This window comes from Mesoterricola sediminis, assembly GCF_030295425.1.
GTDB lineage: Bacteria > Acidobacteriota > Holophagae > Holophagales > Holophagaceae > Mesoterricola > Mesoterricola sediminis.
Map to the genome: position 1 here is coordinate 3,021,346 of NZ_AP027081.1, position 17,660 is coordinate 3,039,005.

Here is a 17,660-nt window from a genome sequence, read left to right on the forward strand (position 1 = left end):
GTAAAGGCCTGCGACAAACCTGTAACTTGATTGAACTTCTCAGATCCGTTCAATCGTCGGCTTGGCCTTTCCCTTACCTATGAGCGTTTTTTCCACATCTCGGCGGCCCGCCGCTGCGCTTCCGCCACCGCCGGACCGGGCAGTTCTTTTTCCATGCGCTCCACCGCCTGGGCGGAGGCCGCGTCGCCCCCCGCCTTGGCCAGAAGGAACCACATGTAGGCCTCCTGCGGGTTCCGGGGGACCCCCTCCCCGGCGAGACAGGCGGCGCCCAGGAGGGCCTGGGCCTGGGCGTAGCCCTGGTCCGCGGCCTTGCGCAGCCAGGCGGCTCCCTCCGCCGCGTCCTTCTTGCCGGCGGCGCCCTTGGCCAGCATGGCCCCCAGGTGGCACTGGGCGTCCGCCAGGCCTTGCTCCGCCGCCTTCCGGGTCCATTTGAGGGCCTCCGCCCCATCCCGGGCGACCCCCTCCCCCCGGTCCAGCAGCCAACCCAGGGCAGCCTGGGCGGCGACATTGCCGTGCTCGGCCGCGAGGCGGAACCAGGTGGCCGCCTTGGCGGGATCCTTGGGCACGCCCGTGCCCGCGGCGCAGAGCACCCCCATCTGCCCCTCGGCCAGGGGATCCCCCTTCTCCGCGGCCTTCTGGTACCAGGTGGCCGCCTTGGCCGGGTCCGCGGCCACGCCGTCCCCCGTCTCGTACATCCACCCCAGGAGCGCCTGGGCGCCCGCGACCCCCTGGCCCGCCGCCTTCGTCAGCAGGCCCACCGCCTGGGCCGGGTCCTTGGGCCCGCCTTCTCCCCGCGCGTAAAACCAGCCGGCCAGGTACTGGGCGTTGGGGTCGCCCTGGTCCGCGGCGAGCTTGTAGTACTTCAGGGCCTCCGCGGGCTGGCGGGGGACACCCTCCCCCTTGTCCAGCATCACCGCCAGATTGTATTGCGCCAGCAGGTTCCCCTGATCGGCAGCCATGCGCCAGTACCGGGCGGCCGCCGCCGGGTCCTTGGCCACCGCCTCGCCCTGGGTGTGCATCCAGGCCATCTGGAGCTGGGCCTTGGCGACCCCCTGCTCCGCCGCCTTCCGATACCAGGCCGCCGCCTCCGCCATGTTGCGCGGCACCCCGTCGCCCCGGGCGTACATCTCCGCCAGGGCCACCTGGGCCTGGGCCTGGCCCTGCTCGGCCAGCGGGCGCCAGATGGCCAGGGCCGCCGCATAATCCTGGCGCTTGAAGGCCTCGAGGCCCAGGTCCGCTTTCTGGCTCCTCCGGTCGCAGGCAAGGCATAGCAGCAGGACCGCCGAAAGGGCGAAGCGGGGGGAAGGCATGGACGCTCCAGGGTGACTCCCCCCCATGCTGACACCTCCCGGCGGAAATTTCAGCGGTCCGCCCGGAGACACGCGGGCGGGGCCCACGGCATCCAACCTCCCGTTGGCGCAGGAGGGTCCGTCATGACGTTCATCGAGCGGCGCAATCTCAACCCCCGCACGCGGGTGGAGCGGCGTGCCGAACCGCCCGCCTACCGGCACCAGGTGACCCCGGCCGTGGATCCGGCCACCTTCGAGCAGATCGGCGCCGTCCCCCAGACCCCCGAGGGGCTCGTCCCCCAGTTCGTGGAGCGGGCCCGCGCGGCGGCCGACGCCTGGGCCCAGGCCAGCTGGGACGAGCGGACGCGGGTGCTCGGGCGCCTCCGGAGCCTCCTGGCCCAGCGGGCCGACGAGGTGGCCACCGTCATCACCCGGAACATGGGCAAGCCCCGCTTCGAGGCCTACCTCTACGACGTGGCCATGGTCCTGGACTGCCTGGACGACTACATCCACCACGGGGAGCAGTACCTCGCGGACGAAAAGGTCCCCCTGCCCCCGGCCATGGAGAAGCACAAGCAGGCGTTCGTCCGGTACGCCCCCCGGGGCGTCGTCGCCGTCATCAGCCCCTGGAACTTCCCCTTCGACCTGGCCATGGGCCCGACGATCGCGGCCCTGGCCGCCGGCAACGCCGTCCTCCAGAAGCCCACCTCCGCCGCCCCCATGGTGGGCGACGCCATCGAGCGCCTCTTCGCGGAGGCCCTCCAGGGGTGGCCGGGCCTCGTCCAGGTGCTCCACGGCCCCGGGCGCCTGGGCACCGTCCTGGCCACGGCGGAGGGCGTGGACTTCGTCGTCTTCACCGGCTCCACCGCCGTGGGGCGCAAGCTGCAGGAAGACCTGGCGCCCCTGCTCCGGCCCAGCCTCCTCGAGCTGGGGGGCAGCGATCCCCTCATCGTGTGCGCCGACGCCAACCTGGAGCGGGCGGCCCGGGCCGCCGTCTACGGCCGGTTCAGCAACGCGGGCCAGGTGTGCGCCGCGGTCAAGCGGGTCTACTGCCACGAGACCGTCCTCCACAGCTTCGTGGAAAAGGTGGTGGCCCACGTGGGCCAGCTGCGCCTCGGCCCCGGCCTGGACCCCGCGGTGGACGTGGGACCCCTCGCCAACGACCGGGCCATCAGCACCCTCCGGGCCCTCCTCCACGACGCCCTCGACAAGGGGGCCAAGCTCGTCGCCGGGGGCTTCCCGGCCATCCAGGCCGGCTGGTATTGGCAGCCCACCGTCATCACCCATGTGGACCACTCCATGCGCATCATGAAGGAGGAGACCTTCGGGCCCCTCCTGCCCATCTGCGCGGTGAAGGATGACGAAGAAGCCATCGAGCTGGCCAACGACAACCCCTACGGCCTCGACGCCTACGTGTTCACCAACGACATGCGGCGGGCCAACCGGATCGCCAACCGGCTCAAGGCCGGGTCCGTGGACATCAACGATGTCATGGTCAACTACGTCATCCGGGACCTGCCCTTCGGGGGGGTGAAGCAGTCGGGCCAGAACCGCTACCACGGCCGGACGGGCATCCGCCTGTTCACCGACCCCAAGGGCATGGTCATCGATGATGGCACCCGGGACACCGAGCGGGAGTGGTTCCCGTACGACGCCGCCAAACTGGAGGAGGTCCGGAACCGCCTGGACGCATCCCGGCCTTGAACCTGGCGGTTCCCTCACCCAGACTGGTCAGGGAGCGCAGATGGCCAAGAAGGGCGTGTTGATCATTTCCGTCGAACCGGACAGCCTTGCCTGGGAAGCGGGCCTCCGGGCTGGAGACACCCTCCTGGAGATCAATGGCGAGCCCGTCCTCGACCAGCTCAGCTACCAGTTCCTGATCAGCCAGCGGGACGAGACCGAGCTCCACGTCCGCCGCCCGGACCAGACCGAGGCCACCGTCCGGGTCGTCAACGGCGGGGACGGGATCGGGGTGGACCTGGCCCAGGACCAGGTGAAGATCTGCAAGCAGAACTGCATCTTCTGCTTCGTCCTCCAGATGCCCAAGGGCTTCCGGAAATCCCTCTACCTCAAGGACGAGGACATCCGCCTCTCCTTCCTCTACGGCCACTTCAGCACCCTCAGCTCCAGCGACGACGCGGAGCTGGACCGCATCGTCCGGGAGCGCCTCAGCCCCATCCACGTGAGCGTGCACGCCACCGATCCCGCCGTCCGCGTGCGCGTCGTGGGCAACCCCCGGGAGGGGGACATCCTCCGCAAGATCGACCGCCTCCTGGAGGGGGGCGTGGACATCCACACCCAGGCCGTCGTGGTCCCCGGCGTCAACGACGGCGAGGTGTGGGCCCGCACCGTGCGGGAGCTGTGGGCGCGGCGGGCCTTCCAGACCGAGGGGCCCTGGGCCGGCAAGGGCGGCGTCCTCAGCCTCTCCTGCGTGCCCGTGGGCCTCACCTCCCACCGCGCCGGTCTGCCCGAGATCCCCGATGTGGATCCCGCCTTCGCGGCGGCCTGGGCGAAGCGCTGGGTGCCCGAGGTGCGGCGCCTGGCCAAGGAGAACGCGGGCGAGCCCTGGCTCCTCCTGGCCGACGAGTGGTTCACCCGGGCCGGCCTGGACGTCCCCGGCCGGGCCTTCTACAGCCAGTCCTGGGCCCAGCTGGAGAACGGCGTGGGCCTCGTGCGCAAGTTCCTGGAGCACACCCGCCGGTTCCTCCGGGGCCCCCGGGTGCACGGCTTCCGGGGCCGGCGCATCCTGGCCCTCACCGGGTCCTCCTTCGCGCCCGTGCTGAACCGCAGCCTGGCCCAGGTCAACCGCGTGGCCGGCAGCGAACTGCGGGCCGTGGCCGCCGCCAACAACGCCTTCGGGTCCTCCGTGACCGTCGCCGGCCTCCTCTGCGGCCGGGACCTCGCCTACGCGGCCCACGCCGATCGCCAGGCCCACGGCGGCGACCCCCGCTGGGTGGACGCCGTCGTCGTCCCCAGCGCCGCCCTCCGGGTGCGCACCGGCCCCACCGACCAGTACGCCCTGGACGACGGCTCCGAGCCCACCCCCGCCAACCAGTTCCTGGACGACATGACCCTGGCCGACCTGGAGCGGGAGCTGGGCGTCCCCGTGATCCCCTCCGGCGCCCACCTGGGCCAGATGCTGGACCACCTCGCCCACAGCGAGCGCTTCCACCTCCAGGGCATGAACCTGCCCCAGGGCGCCTACAATCCCTAGTCGCAAGGTTCCGACCCACCCGGTCTCATGGGATGGGATAACAATGCCTGGGCTTTCTGCCTGGCGATTGTTCTCCTGATCCCATTCATCCAAGCCATCGGCGTTCATCCCTGTTCCGCAGGGCCGGCGATGGCATGGGTCGCTGCGCCCTTACCTGAATGCGCCGCCCCATCCAGGCTCTGGCCCTGCGGAACAGGGATGAACGCCGATGGCTTGGATGAATGGGATGTGGCCAAGGATTCAGCTTGGGGCTCGCTACCACCCCAGGGCCGGGAAACCAAGGCCACGTGGATCTCGGCCCGCCTTTCGGAACGGACCATGAGCCGCCTGAAAGGCTTGAGCCAAGCGAAGGTCCGTTCGACAACCCAGCGAGGCTTGTCATCGGCGCGCAGCTGCAGAAAGCAAGGTGGGCCAGGTGCAGGCCGCCAGCCTGAGGCCGTCCCCCCCATGGAAAAGGGGCCGCCTCGCGGCGGCCCCTTCCGTCAGGATCCCTGCGTTCAGCTGGGATTGCGCTTCTTCACCGCGGCGACGACCTTCACTTCGCCACCGTCCAGGCCGGTGCCCTGGAACTCAGGCCGCATGGCCGTTTCCTTGCGGGCGCGGTCGGAGGCGACCTTGATCTGGTCCAGGACGTTCACGGCGTACTGGTAGGCCTGCTCCTCGTCCACGCGCAGGAAGACCTTGCGCATGCCGGAGGGCTGCAGCTGGACGACGGGGCTCAGCTTGTCGGCCAGTTCGGCCAGCTGGATCTTGTCGTTCTGGAGCAGCAGGTCCCCGTTCTGGTCGATGGTGATGACGATCGGGGGGTTCTTCGGATCGGGCGTGACGGGCGCCTGCACCTTCACGACCTGGGGCACCACGACGGGCAGGGCCTTGGAGAGGCCGGGCACCATCACGATGAACACGATCAGAAGCACCAGCACGATGTCGATCAGAGGGGTGACGTTGATATCGGATTTAGCTTTGCCCTTGGGGCCACCGGCATCCATTACTTGCCCCCTTTCTCGCCGCTCTTGTCCTCGCTGGTGACGACGGAGGCTTCATCGGCCCCGCCTTCACGGCAGATCTGGAAGAGCTCGTCCACGTGCTTGAACGGAATGTCAGCGTCGGCCTTGATGAAGACGCGGCGGTCGCTGAGGTACTGCATCGACGTCTTGATGAAGTCGATCAGCTTCGCCTTCCGCGCTTCATCCTTGTAGGTGAAGGTAAGGGCGTTGCCGTTGGCATCCTTGGCGTCCTTGTCGTCCACCATGATCGGGGCCGGGCCATCGATGACGCCCGTCTTGGGGTCGCGGTGAGCCGGAAGGATCAGGGTGAGGTACTTGGCGCCTGCCTGGGTTTCGGGTTTCAGGCTGTGCTTCGAGAGCGGAAGCCGCACAGCGTTGTTCACGGCGGGCGTGATCACGATGAAGATGATCAGCAGCACCAGAACGATGTCGACAAGAGGGGTTACGTTGATGTCCGCCTTGACCCCAGACTTGCCACCACCACCTGCATCCATGGTGACCTCCTAGTTGGGACCGGGGAACCGCTGCGCGGCCCCCCGGGCCTGGGTTGAAACTTAGGCCTGCTGGCTCTCGCGGCGGATGAACTCGTCGATCATCTGGGAGGCAGCGTTGTTGATGTTGGTGACCATCTTGTCCTGCTGGGCGGTGTAGAGGTTGTAGATCCACACGGCGGGGATGGCGGCGATCAGGCCGAGGGCGGTGGTGCCGAGGGCCTCACCGATGGAGCCGGCCAGGGCGTTGATGTCGCCAGCGCCCTTGGTCTTCAGGTCGGAGAAGACCTTGATGATGCCGATCACGGTGCCGAGCAGGCCGATGAAGGGGGCCAGGGCGCCGATGGTGGCCAGGGACAGCATGCCCTTCTTGAGCAGGTCGGTGACCTCGGCGGTGCCGCGGACGATGGCGCGCTCAACGGGCTGGATCACGTCGTGGGTCTCGTGGAGGGTCTTGAGCTGCTTCTCGTACTGGAAGATGTCAAGCCCGTGCTTCAGCACGAGGGCGATGTGGCTCTTGTTGTGGGTGGTGGCGGCGCGCTTGGCGGCCTCGAAGTCACCGCGGCGCAGGGTGTCCATGAACAGCTTCAGGAACTTCTGGGAGGCGGAGTTGGACTGGGCATACACGATGCCGCGCTCGACCGCGGTGTAGATCTGCAGAAGGATGAGGCAGATCAGGATGGCGATGATGACCTTGTTGACGGGGGAGGCGGCTTCCCAGATGGCCTTGGGGCCGAAAGAGTTCTCGGCGGCTTCTGCGATGGCGAAAAGGAACGGGCTCATGGGTTGGATTCCTTATGGGTGGTGGTGGCTTGGTTGGGGGCCTCGGCAGAGGCGGAAGGGGGTGGTGGGACATCCTTGACCACGGGGGCCAGGGTGGGCGCGGGGGCCTGGTCCGGGGCGGGCGCGGGGTCCGCGGCCTTCCGGGTGCCGCCGCCGACGACGACGAGCGTGATTGCGAGGGCGAGGGCGAATCCTGCGCCCAGCCATGCGGGTCGGGACACGGGGGTCACGGCCTTACTTCAGCTTGAAGGGCATGGTCAGGACGAACCGGGCCGTCTGGGCCACGCCGTTGAGCATGGCGGGCTCGAACTTCCAGCTCATGGCGTAGTTTTCCGCGGTCTGCCGAAGCTGCGCGGGGCCCTCGATGGCCTTGGCGGAAACGGGGATGCCGTCCGGTCCAACCACGATCTGCACCACAACCGTGCCCTGGATCTTGGCGATCTTGGCCAGGGCGGGATAGGGGGGCGGCGGGGGCTGGTACTTGATCTTCATCTGGCTGAAGTCGAAGTCCACCACGTGGGAGGTGCCCGAACCGGCCACGGCCACGCTGGCGGTGACGGGACCGGTGTTGCCGGAGATGCCGCCGCCGGGGACGCCCGCACCGGAAGACTGGGCGGACGCGTAGCGCATGGTCAGGTCCTCCTTGGGCAGCTCGCGGGGAGCCACTTCGGGAACCATGTCCTGGTTGGGGTTGATGGGAGGCGGCGGCGGCGCGTCCCGCATCTGCATCTTCGGGGCCGGGGCAGCGGGGGCTGCGGGGGCCGGCGGAGGCGGAGGCGGCGGCGGCGGCGGAGCGTCCGCCTGCTCGGTGAGATCCACACCGATGGTCTTGATGACCTTCTTGCCGGCTTCGGTGCGGGTGGCCAGGAGCCAACCGAAGGCGCCGAAAGCCAGGTAGGAGGCCAGCGTCAGGGGCACGGTGACCATGGGGTTGGCACCCCTGAGGTTCCGATTGCCGGCCGCGAGGCTGGCCCGGTAGACCAGGTCCTCAAGGGATTCCTTCGGCTGTGCGTTGGGTGGAGGGTTGGTCTTGGGGTCTTGGCTCATGCGACTCCCGTGGAAAACATGATGAAAAAAATGGAGCCGGCTCTGCTTGGACGACAGAAACGGCTCGGAGCTGAATGGGTGAATGATCTGGGGCTGGCCCAGCGGTTAAGATTACAAAGAGCCCGCCGTGCGTCAAGTGCAGAAGTCCGCATTGCGACTGGATTTAGGCACACGGAGCAATTTTTTCCATCGCCGTGACACGGACCCCTTCGACCCGGGAATTTCGTGATACTCACGTGACACTTTTGGGAGATTGTCACAACCATGTCATGCCCCCTTTCCCCCTTCCAGGTCGAGGCGACCTGCGGACCCGCCCGCGCAGGGCGCTTCGAGACCACCCGCGGCCCCGTGCTGACGCCGGCCTTCATGCCCGTGGGCACGCAGGGCACGGTCAAGGGCATCACCCCGGCCCAGCTCGCGGAGATCGGGCCCCAGGTGATCCTCGGCAACACCTACCACCTGGGCCTGCGCCCCGGCGACGAACTCGTGCGCGACCTGGGCGGCCTCCACGCCTTCATGGCCTGGCCCGGCCCCATCCTCACGGATTCGGGCGGCTTCCAGGTCTTCTCCCTCAGCTCCCTGAGGAAGATCAAGGAGGAGGGGGTCACCTTCCAGAGCCACATCGACGGCTCCACCCACTTCCTCAGCCCCGAACGGAGCATGGAGATCCAGCGCAACCTGGGCTCGGACATCGTGATGGCCCTGGACGAGTGCCCTCCGGGGCGCATGGAGCGCCCCGCCCTGGAGACCTCCATGGCGCGGACCACCCGCTGGCTCCAGCGATGCCGCGCGTTCCCGCTGGGGGAGCGCCAGGGCCTCTTCGCCATCAACCAGGGCGGGGTCCACATGGACCTGCGCACCCGGCACCTGCACGAGATCCTCGACCTGGACGCGCGCACGCCCTTCCAGGGCTTCGCCGTCGGCGGCCTCAGCGTGGGCGAGCCCAAGGACGAGATGAACGCCCTGCTGTCCGAGTTCACCCCCACCCTCCCCGCGGACCGCCCCCGGTACCTCATGGGCGTCGGCACCCCCGAGGACCTCCTCTTCGGGATCGCCCACGGCGTGGACCTCTTCGACTGCGTGCTGCCCACGCGGGAGGCCCGGCACGGGACCCTGCTCACCTCCAGGGGCCGTGTGAAGATCAAGAACGCCCGCCACCGCACCAGCTCCCTGCCCCTGGATCCGGACTGCAACTGCTACGCATGCAGGACTTTCACCCGGGCCTACCTGCATCATCTCTTCCGGGCGGGTGAGATGCTGGCCTCGACCCTCAACAGCATCCATAACCTGAGTTACACTGTGGGGCTGACCCGGGCGGCGCGCCGGGCCCTCCTGGAGAACCGCTTCCCGGACTTCGCTCGCCGCACGATCGACCAATGGAACACAGAGGAGCCCTAGATGAATGTCGCCCTTATCCAGCAGGCCCAGGCCCAGTCGCCCTTCGGCCCCATCCTCCTCTTCGGGGGCATGGCCGTCCTGTTCTACTTCCTGCTGATCCGGCCCCAGAACAAGGCCCGCAAGCAGATGGAAGAGCGCCTCTCCAAGCTGAAGGCCGGCGACGAGGTCCTGCTGACCTCCGGCCTCTACGCCACCATCGACCGGGTGGAGGACAAGAACATCTACCTCAAGCTGGGCAGCTCCATCGTCAAGGCCCGCCGTCAGGCCGTCGCGGCCCTGGCCGCCGAGCCCGCCCCCGAGCAGAACTGAACCCCGGTCTGATGCCGTTCCGAGGGCGGGGCAGCGACCGCCCTCCTTTCGTTGGAGCCCTTTCGTGAGCAAGCGGAGCCTCTGGCGCCTGATCTTCACCACCCTGATCTGTGTTGCCTGCGCGTACTTCTTCGTCCCCCTCTCCAAGGTCCGCCTGGGCCTCGACCTGAAGGGCGGCGTGCACTTCGAGCTGGAGGTCCAGGGCCAGGAGGCCCTCGAGGCCGACCTCCGGGACACCCGCGACCGCCTCACCGACCGCCTCAAGGAGAAGGGCTTCCCCGAAGTCGTGGCCCGCGTGGACGGCATGGCCGTCAAGGCGGACGGCATCCCCGTCGAGCGCCAGCCGGACGTGCAGCGCATCGTCAGCCAGGGCTTCAGCGGCTATGACGCCACCTTCACGGACAAGGGGGTCACCCTCCTCCAGAAGTCCAGCTACCAGAAGAGCCTCAAGGACGACGCCAACAAGCGGGCCCTCCAGATCATCGAGAACCGCATCAACCAGTTCGGCGTGGCCGAGCCGGAGATCACCGCGACCGGCGCCGAAGGCAACCGCATCGTGGTCGAGCTCCCCGGCGTGGGCGACGCCGAGCGCGAGCGCATCAAGGGCCTCCTGACGACCCCCGGCCGCCTCGAACAGCGCCTCGTCGCCAAGCAGGATCCCACCCAGGGCATGGGCTGGCCCACCCGCGAGGCCGCCCTGGCGCGCTTCGGCGGCCAGCTGCCCCCCGGCACCGAGCTCCTGGCCCAGCCCCTCTCCGAGCGGGAGGCGCGGCGCGAAGGCAAGGCCTGGACCGCCCCCGGCCCCGGCCAGCCCGATCCCATCCGCAGCTGGGTCCTCGTCGAGGAGAAGGTCTACGTGGACGGCGCGGACATCACCAAGGCCGAGCCCAGCATCAACCCCCAGACCGACCAGCACGAGATCAGCTACGTCCTGAACCGGAAGGGCGCCGACGACTTCTACAACCTCTCCGGCATCGCCGCCGAGGAGAACCGCCGCATCGCCGTGGTCCTCGACCGGAAGGTCGTCAGCATCCTCTGGTGCAAGGAGAAGATCCCCGGCGGCGCCGTGCGCATCACCGGCAGCTTCACCAAGGACGAGGCCGAGGACTTCGCCCTCAAGCTGAAGAGCGGCGCCATGCGCGCCAGCATGAAGTTCCTCGAGGAGCGGGCCATGGGTCCGAGCCTGGGCGCCGACTCCATCGCCGCCGGCGTCCGGGGCGCCCTGATCGGGTTCCTCGCGATCATCGCGTTCATGGTGTTCTACTACCGCTGGTCGGGGGTCAACGCCATCGTGGCCCTCACGGTGAACCTCATCGTGATGCTGGGCCTGATGGGCTCCTTCCACGCGGTCATCACCCTGCCCGGCATCGCCGGCTTCGCCTTGACGGTCGGCATGGCGGTCGACGCCAACATCCTGATCTTCGAGCGCATCCGCGAGGAGCTCTCCAACGGCAAATCGGTCGCGGGGGCCATCCAGGCCGGTTTCGACCGGGTGTTCTGGACGATCGTCGACAGCCACGTCACCCAGCTGGTGGCGGCCATCCTCCTGTTCATCTTCGGCACCGGCCCCGTGAAGGGCTTCGCCGTGACCCTCACCGTGGGCGTCGTGGCCTCCCTCTTCACCAGCATCTACATCAGCCGGTTCATCTACGACTGGATCCTCGAGCGCCACCCCGGCACGAAGACCCTCTCCATCTAGGCCTCCACGATGAAGATCTTCCAGAATCTCCCCCACATCGACTTCATGAAGTACAAGACCGTCGCCCTGGCCATCTCCTGGGGCATGATCCTGCTCTGCTTCCTCTGGATCCATCCGTGGAAGGGCGCCTCGGCCCGCGTGAAGCTCGGCATGCAGTTCACCGGCGGCATCGACATGATGGTGGCCTTCAAGGGCAACGTGCCCCAGGAGGAGGTCCGCAATGCCCTCTACGCCGGCGGCGTCCGCGACGCGGCCGTCGTGGCCTACAAGGACAAGCCCGGGGTCACCACCTTCAGCATCAAGGTCAAGGCCCGCAAGGGCCAGGACGAGAAGGACTCCAGCATCCAGATCAAGCAGATCACGGACGCCCTCAAGCACCTCGACGCCAAGGCCGCCAGCGACCACCGCATGGACCTGAACACCGAGAGCGTCGGCGTCATCGTCGACTCCTGGATGAAGCAGAACCCCCTGGGCGCCCAGGGTGACGAGACCGCCCTGCGCCAGACCTACGAGCCCTGGGTGAACAAGGTCATCCGCGCCCGCGAGAAGGCCAGCCCCATGACGGACTACAACCAGCTCCCCTCCGACCTGCCGGCCCCCCTCCGGGCCAGCCTGGAGAAGGACTACCGCCTGGGCAACCTGACCATCCTGAAGAACGAGAGCTTCTCACCCTCCATCTCCGGCGAGTGGACCCTCAAGACCCTCTCGGCGGTGGGCTGGGCCCTCCTGGCCATCCTCCTCTACGTCATCTTCCGGTTCACCGTGAGCTTCTCGGTGGGCGGCATCGTGGCCCTGATCCACGACGTGCTCATGGCCCTGGGGCTCTTCGTGCTCTTCGGGTTCGAGTTCAGCGTCCCCGTGGTGGCCAGCTTCCTCATCCTCATCGGCTACTCCATGGCCGACACCATCGTGGTGTTCGACCGCATCCGCGAGAACAGCCACAAGCCCGAGTACCGCCGGGTGGACATCGTGAAGCTGGTCAACGACTCCATCAACCAGACCCTGAGCCGCACGATCCTCACCTCCCTCAGCGTGCTGTTCGTGGCCCTCTGCCTCTTCATCTGGGGCGGCCACGCCCTGCGCGACCTGAGCTTCCCCCTGGTGGTGGGCGTCATCACGGGCACCTACAGCTCCATCTTCATCGCCAGCCCCGTGGTGGTCTTCTGGGACCACACCTTCGGCGGCAAGGACAAGCTCAAGCAGCACGCCTAGTCCGCACCGACGACGTCGAACCGGCCCCTGGAAGCGTCAGCCTTCAGGGGCCGGGCCGCGCCGGGGAAGGCCCGGGGATCAGGCGGCTTCGCCGGCGTGGAAGACGAGGAGGGCGTCGGCGCCCAGCTCCCAGGCCGCGTAGGTCCGCTGGTCGAAGGGGCAGTGGAGGCCCAGGTGCTCCCCCTGCCCCGGGAGGAGGGGGGGCGCCACATAGACGGCGTGGGCCCCCCGCACGCAGAGGCAGCCGCTCGTGGGCAGGACCTGGAGATCCAGGATCGCCCCCACCTCCGGATCGAAGCACCCCACCTCCCCCGTGGCGGTGTCGGCCACGTAGACCCGCCCGTCGGCGCCGGCCAGATGCAGGGCGAAGCCGCCCGGACCCGCCGCCAGGTGGGTGAAGCTCACGTCGGGGGCCCGGGAGGCCAGGAGTTCTGCCAGGGGCGCCGCCGGGCTGGGAGCCAGTTCAAACGCGGCCAGGCGGCCGCCTTCCAGGAGGCCGTACAGGGTGGGGTGCTCGGCGTGGAAGGCCAGCGCCTGGACGGCTGCGCCGCAGCTCAGGTCCAGCACCCGCTCGGGCCGCAGGCCCGCCGGGTCCAGGTGCCAGACCTGGACCTTCCCCCCCGTCCCCCCCGCGGCCAGGAACCGGCCGTCGCCGCTGTACTGGACGGCGGAGGCCCCGGGACAGGCCAGGCGGGGGAGCTCCCGGCCGTCCTGGAGGGCGAGGCGGCGCAGGTCGTCCCTGCCGGCGGGCCCCAGGAGGACGAGTTCCGTGCGCGGGGAGGGTCCGGCTCCGGCCGCCTCGCAAGGGTCCGGGCGAAAGGCCACGGCCCGCGCCTGGACCTCCCCGCCCAGGTCCAGGGCCCGGAGGGTGAGGCGGTTGTACACATCCAGCCCGCAGCCGTCCCGGATCACCGCCAGGTGGACCCGGGCGGGACAGAGGTGGAGGGCGGTGATGGTCATGGCCGTCCCCCTCAGGAAGGGCACGGGAAGGAAGCGCATGGCCGGCGGCGCGGCCTTGGCCCGGGCCTCCCGGGCGGGGGTCGGATCCAGGGAGGGGGGCTGGGGCGGGCGGGAGGGGACCAGGGCGGGCTCCGGGGTCGGATGGTGGCAAAGATAGGCGGCGGAGCCGACGCCGGAAGGGCGAATTACAAATTATTCATTTCAATCCAACGACCAACCTACCTAACAAACAAGCGTCTCGCCGCCCCCGCCCGGCGACCGGACCCGCCCCCCGTTGTATCCTGGCAGGGTCCCCCGGAGGTCCCCGTGATGGCGGCGATCCAGCAGCATGTGAGACCTGCCGTGGCGGCGGACGCGGAGGCCCTGACCCGGCTGGCCATCGCCTTCCGGGATCACCTGCAGCGCGCCACCCCCACCGAAGCCGCCTTCCGGGAGGCCATCGCGCAGCTCCTGGCGGCCCCGGACGCCCTCTTCCTCCTGGCCGAAACGGCGGACGGCCCCGCGGGGTACGTCCTCCTCCGCTTCCGGCTGTCCATGTGGGCCGGCGGCCTGGACGCGACCCTGGAGGACCTCTACGTGGATCCGGCCCACCGGGGCCGGGGCGTGGGCCGGGACCTGGTGGGGGCCGCCCTGATGGCCGCCCGGGAGCGCGGCGCCGTGACCGTGGGCCTGGACACCAACGAGCGGAACGAGGCGTCCAACCGCATCTACGCCTCGTTCGGCTTCAGCGGCCACAGCAAGCGCTGGGATGGCCGGCAGGTCTTCCTTCGCCTGACCCTCTGAGCCCGCCATGCCCGTCCGTGCCATCCTCGCCCTCTTCGTCCTGGCGCTCCTGGTCCTCACCGTGCCCTGGGCCATCCGGTACAACCGGGCGCGCCTCGCCCAGGCGCGGCGCACCCTGGCGGGGGCCGTGGCGGCCCAGGGGTGGGACCTCGTGCGCGCGGACCTGTGCTGGCTGCCCCGGGGCCCCTTCGCCTCGGCCATCGCCACCCACGTGCCCGTGTACCGGGTGACGGCCCGGGACCGCAAGGGCCGGCTCCACCGCGGCTGGATCTGCTGCGTCCCCTTCCGGGACGCGGCCGAGACCTTCTGGGAGGAGGCGTGAGCCCGCGCCCCTGGTTCCTCGCCTGACCATGGGTGCGGTCTTCCTGCTCTTCCTCATCCCCGTGGGCGGGGGCATCCCGGCCGGGGTGCTCCTCGCCCGCGCCCAGGGCCTGGCCTGGCCCCTGACGGCCGCCCTCTACGCCGCCTCCGACGTGGTGCAGGCCCTCCTGTTCGAACCCATCCTGCGCGGCCTCGTGCGCCTCGGGGGGCGCATCCCCTTCCCCGAGCGGTTCCGCGCGGCCTGGCGCGAGGCCCGGGCGCGCACGGCGGAACCGCTGCGGGGGTCCCCCGCCGGCCCCGCCGCTCTGGTGCTCATCTCCTTCGGCATGGATCCCATAACCGGGCGCGCTTCCGCCCTGGCGGCCGGCTACGGCCCCGTCCTGGGGTGGGTCTTCGCCATTGCGGGCGACCTGCTCTACTACGCCGTCGTGGCCTTCGCCACCCTCCGCCTCAGCGACCGCGTCAAGAACCCCGAGACGGCGGTGGCCCTGGTCCTGACGGCCATGGTGGTGCTGCCCCTGGTCTTCCGGTCCCTGCGGGCGCGCTTCGCCCGCGCATCGTGAGCTGGATCACAGGCGGCCCGAAGCCCTTGCGGGCCAAGGAAAGACAAGGCCGCCCCCCGGGTCCGGCGCTCGCCAAGTCGCCGCCAGCCTGCTTTTAGGGCCTCCTGCGGGGCCGGGGACCGACCGATAGGAAGGCAACGGCCAGGTCAGCCTCCCGGCGAGCCTCGCCCCACGCACAAGGAGCGTTCATGCTGTTCGGGCTTTCCACCCTGCTGGCCCTCGGCCTGCCCCTGGCCACGTCCGGCGGCCTCCAGGGCCCCCAAACCCCCTCGATCGCCCTCGCCCGGGTTCCGCTGCCCGCGGACCCGGAGACCGAGGATCCGGGCACCCTGGCTTGCCGCCGCGACGCGGAGGCCGGGGACCGGGAGGCCCAGACGCGCCTGGGCTCCATGCTCTACCTGGGCGAAGGCGTCGCGCGGGACGCGGTCCAGGCCGCCGCGTGGTTCCTCCGGGCGGCCCGGGCCGGCGATGCCCAGGCCCAGTCGGTGCTGGCCATGATGCTGGAGGACGGGGACGGGATTCCCCGGGACGTGGGCCAGGCCGTGGCCTGGTTCCGGGAGGCGGCCCAGGGCGGCGACGTGGAGGCCCAGGTTCGGCTGGCCGACCATTGCTACGCCGGCGACCCCGGCCCCCGCGACCTCCCCGCCGCGCGCACCTGGCTCAGCCGCGCCGCCGAGCAGGGCAACGCGGAGGCCCAGACGAAGCTGGGGGCCATGTGGCTCCTGGGCGAGGGGGGACCCGCGGATGGCCAGGAGGCCGCCCGCTGGCTCCGGAAGGCCGCGGACCAGGGCAATGCCCAGGCGATGGGCTGCCTCGGCACCATGCTGGCCCTGGGGTTGGGCGTTCCCCAGGACCGGCAAGCGGCCCAGGGTCTGCTGGAGCGGGCGGCGGCGGCCGGGGACGCCCAGGCCGCCGCGACCCTGCGGTCCCTCAAGGGCGCTTCTCCATCGTGACCACCAGTTCCACGCGCCGGTTCTCCTGGCGCCCCTGGGGGGTGTCGTTGGTGGCGATGGGACTCGCCTCCCCGTAGCCCCGCGAGGTGATGGCCTCCGGGCGCACCCCCTGGCTGACGAGGAAGGCCCGGGTGGCCTCGGCCCGCTTCTCGGACAGGACCCGGTTGAAGGCCTCCGTGCCCGTGCTGTCGGTGTGGCCTTCGGCCTCGATGCGCAGGCCCCGGTGCGCCGTGAGGATGCCGGCGATCTTGGCCAGTTTCTCGCGGGCGGCGGGGGTCAGCTCGGCCTTGCCGGTCTTGAACAGGACCCCGGACATGTTCACGATCAGGCCCTTGGCGGTCTCCCGGGTCTGGAGGACGCTGTTCAGCTGCTCCCGCAGCCGGCCCCGCAGCTGGTCCGCCTCCGCCTGGGCCTGGCTCGCCTCGGCCTGGGCCTGGGAGGCCTGCATGCGGGCCTTGGCGTCCGATTCGGCGGCCCGGGCGGCTTCGAGGCGGGCGGCCTCCACCCGCGCCTCGGCCTCGCGCTTGGCCTCGGCGACGCGGAGGGCCTCCTGGCCCTGGCAGGCCACGTCCCGGGCATCCTCGGCGATGCGCACGGCTTCACGGGCGGCCAGGGCGCGCTCCCGGGCGCTGCCCTTGGGGGCCTCCGCCTGGGCCAGCAGGGCCTCGGCGCGGCCGAAGGGGGTGCCCGCGTGGGTGGGGGCGCCCGCGGCCCGGGCGATGCGCACGGCATTGCGGGCCTGCTGCAGGTCCAGGGGCGCCTTGGGATCGCCGCCGGGCACCTCGCCCTCGGCCAGGCCCAGGGCCTGGGCGGGGCGGTGCACCTGCTCGAAGGCGGCCTCCGCCAGCTCGGGGGTGCCCTTCGGGCCGTCCACGCCGGCGAGGGTCAGGACGGCCATGTCGCCGGGCCGGGCCACCGCGAAGTAGGGTTCGGCCGTGACCACCAGCCCGAAGACCTGGGCCTCCACGTCGGCCTCGATGCGGGCCCTGCCGTGGCGGGGCGCCACCTCGCCCAGGTTGGTGGCCTTGCCGGCGGGGGAGATGCTCCAGAGGACGTAGGTGAGGGCGTCGCCCCCCAGGTCCCGGGCCGGGGGCAGGTCGCGGATCCGGGCGAGGACCCGCGCCCCATCGCCCTTGGGGCGGATCCAGGCGTCCGCCTGGGCCCGCGGGGCGTGGTCCGTGCCCCGCAGCGCGGCCCGGACCTTCGCGTGGGCCTGGGTCACGTCCAGGATCCGCGCGGTGCCCTTCACGAGGGTGGGGGCGGCCTCCGCGTCCCGTCCGCGGGCCGCGTCCGGCGCCTCCGCGCCCGCCGCGGGCGGGGCGGTGGGGGGCGGGGGGAGATCGGGCCGGCCCTGGGCCTGGAGGACGGCCAGGGCCGCCGTCAGGGGGAGGAGGATCGTGGGACGCATGACTTCCTTTCATGGGAACGGCCCCCCCGGGAGGGGGCGTGGGGCTGGGGGACGGGCCGTCCAAGCCGCAGGCCACCCGCCCGTAGGGGCGGGGGGTGAGGGTGGCGGGAGCACCTGGATAGGAATTAGTAATAAAAGCTGTAAATACGCGGTTTGAACGCACCGTCCTGGCCGGAAGCTTACGACCCCTGGCCCCCGGCGCAAGGCCCTTGGCCGGACCGGG

Annotated in this window: 18 protein-coding genes and 1 pseudogene; 10 read left to right on the forward strand and 9 right to left on the reverse strand. The window is 70.3% G+C overall.

Annotated elements, in window-relative coordinates; all coding sequences use genetic code 11:
• Window positions 1-77: 77 nt before the first annotated feature.
• On the reverse strand, window positions 78-1,310 hold the full coding sequence (locus R2J75_RS13235) for a tetratricopeptide repeat protein (RefSeq protein WP_243332822.1): 1,233 nt from the start codon (window positions 1,308-1,310) through the stop codon (window positions 78-80).
• Window positions 1,311-1,433: 123 nt separating this feature from the next.
• Between R2J75_RS13235 and R2J75_RS13240 the strand changes: the two genes are divergently transcribed.
• Both R2J75_RS13240 and R2J75_RS13245 read left to right on the forward strand, forming a co-directional pair.
• Window positions 1,434-2,993, forward strand: coding sequence for an aldehyde dehydrogenase family protein (locus tag R2J75_RS13240; RefSeq protein ID WP_316410360.1), 1,560 nt, complete (start codon window positions 1,434-1,436; stop codon window positions 2,991-2,993).
• A gap of 40 nt (window positions 2,994-3,033) precedes the next feature.
• The gene (locus tag R2J75_RS13245) at window positions 3,034-4,503 is read left to right on the forward strand and encodes a DUF512 domain-containing protein (RefSeq protein WP_243332818.1); all 1,470 of its coding nucleotides are present in this window, start codon (window positions 3,034-3,036) and stop codon (window positions 4,501-4,503) included.
• A gap of 275 nt (window positions 4,504-4,778) precedes the next feature.
• On the opposite strand, the pseudogene R2J75_RS13250 reads toward R2J75_RS13245, so the two are convergent.
• From R2J75_RS13250 to R2J75_RS13275, 6 genes and pseudogenes are all read right to left on the reverse strand, one after another.
• Window positions 4,779-4,880 (reverse strand): annotated as a pseudogene (locus R2J75_RS13250) (transposase); the annotation flags it as partial.
• Window positions 4,881-5,000: 120 nt separating this feature from the next.
• A complete protein-coding gene (locus tag R2J75_RS13255) occupies window positions 5,001-5,492 on the reverse strand; it encodes an ExbD/TolR family protein (RefSeq protein ID WP_243332817.1) in 492 nt (163 codons plus the stop codon).
• Window positions 5,492-6,004: an ExbD/TolR family protein gene (locus R2J75_RS13260; RefSeq protein WP_243332815.1), complete on the reverse strand. Its 513-nt coding sequence runs from the start codon at window positions 6,002-6,004 to the stop codon at window positions 5,492-5,494. Before R2J75_RS13260 ends, R2J75_RS13255 begins: the two co-directional genes overlap by 1 nt.
• A 60-nt stretch (window positions 6,005-6,064) precedes the next feature.
• Window positions 6,065-6,784, reverse strand: a complete 720-nt coding sequence (locus R2J75_RS13265) for a MotA/TolQ/ExbB proton channel family protein (protein ID WP_243332814.1) — start codon at window positions 6,782-6,784, stop codon at window positions 6,065-6,067.
• Window positions 6,781-7,005, reverse strand: coding sequence for a hypothetical protein (locus tag R2J75_RS13270; RefSeq protein WP_316410361.1), 225 nt, complete (start codon window positions 7,003-7,005; stop codon window positions 6,781-6,783). The genes R2J75_RS13265 and R2J75_RS13270 overlap by 4 nt, the downstream gene beginning before the upstream one ends.
• A 13-nt stretch (window positions 7,006-7,018) precedes the next feature.
• On the reverse strand, window positions 7,019-7,831 hold the full coding sequence (locus tag R2J75_RS13275; protein WP_243332809.1) for an energy transducer TonB: 813 nt from the start codon (window positions 7,829-7,831) through the stop codon (window positions 7,019-7,021).
• 264 nt (window positions 7,832-8,095) lie between these two features.
• On the opposite strand from R2J75_RS13275, the gene tgt reads away from it, so the two are divergent.
• The 4 genes from tgt to secF all read left to right on the forward strand — a co-directional run bounded on the left by tgt (window position 8,096) and on the right by secF (window position 12,449).
• Window positions 8,096-9,229, forward strand: a complete 1,134-nt coding sequence (gene tgt, locus R2J75_RS13280) for a tRNA guanosine(34) transglycosylase Tgt (protein WP_243332808.1) — start codon at window positions 8,096-8,098, stop codon at window positions 9,227-9,229.
• Window positions 9,230-9,538, forward strand: a complete 309-nt coding sequence (gene yajC / locus R2J75_RS13285) for a preprotein translocase subunit YajC (RefSeq protein ID WP_243346263.1) — start codon at window positions 9,230-9,232, stop codon at window positions 9,536-9,538.
• Between the two features lie 64 nt (window positions 9,539-9,602).
• Window positions 9,603-11,237, forward strand: coding sequence for a protein translocase subunit SecD (gene secD, locus R2J75_RS13290; protein WP_243346262.1), 1,635 nt, complete (start codon window positions 9,603-9,605; stop codon window positions 11,235-11,237).
• A gap of 9 nt (window positions 11,238-11,246) precedes the next feature.
• A complete protein-coding gene (gene secF / locus R2J75_RS13295; protein ID WP_243332802.1) occupies window positions 11,247-12,449 on the forward strand; it encodes a protein translocase subunit SecF in 1,203 nt (400 codons plus the stop codon).
• Window positions 12,450-12,527: 78 nt separating this feature from the next.
• Here secF and R2J75_RS13300 read toward each other — a convergent pair whose 3' ends face one another.
• The gene (locus R2J75_RS13300; protein WP_243332799.1) at window positions 12,528-13,409 is read right to left on the reverse strand and encodes a WD40 repeat domain-containing protein; all 882 of its coding nucleotides are present in this window, start codon (window positions 13,407-13,409) and stop codon (window positions 12,528-12,530) included.
• A gap of 309 nt (window positions 13,410-13,718) precedes the next feature.
• Here R2J75_RS13300 and R2J75_RS13305 point away from each other — a divergent pair, with 309 nt between their 5' ends.
• From R2J75_RS13305 to R2J75_RS13320, 4 genes are all read left to right on the forward strand, one after another.
• A complete protein-coding gene (locus tag R2J75_RS13305) occupies window positions 13,719-14,192 on the forward strand; it encodes a GNAT family N-acetyltransferase (RefSeq protein WP_243332857.1) in 474 nt (157 codons plus the stop codon).
• Between the two features lie 7 nt (window positions 14,193-14,199).
• Window positions 14,200-14,514 (forward strand): hypothetical protein, encoded by a 315-nt coding sequence (locus R2J75_RS13310; RefSeq protein ID WP_243332798.1) that lies wholly within the window; start codon window positions 14,200-14,202, stop codon window positions 14,512-14,514.
• A gap of 28 nt (window positions 14,515-14,542) precedes the next feature.
• The gene (locus R2J75_RS13315) at window positions 14,543-15,076 is read left to right on the forward strand and encodes a hypothetical protein (RefSeq protein WP_316410362.1); all 534 of its coding nucleotides are present in this window, start codon (window positions 14,543-14,545) and stop codon (window positions 15,074-15,076) included.
• A 188-nt stretch (window positions 15,077-15,264) separates the two neighbouring features.
• Window positions 15,265-16,029: a tetratricopeptide repeat protein gene (locus R2J75_RS13320; protein WP_316410363.1), complete on the forward strand. Its 765-nt coding sequence runs from the start codon at window positions 15,265-15,267 to the stop codon at window positions 16,027-16,029.
• Here the strand turns inward: R2J75_RS13320 and R2J75_RS13325 are convergent.
• Window positions 16,007-17,437: an OmpA family protein gene (locus R2J75_RS13325; protein ID WP_316410364.1), complete on the reverse strand. Its 1,431-nt coding sequence runs from the start codon at window positions 17,435-17,437 to the stop codon at window positions 16,007-16,009. The two genes, R2J75_RS13320 and R2J75_RS13325, sit on opposite strands and share 23 nt — an antisense overlap.
• Between the last annotated feature and the right edge of the window lie 223 nt (window positions 17,438-17,660).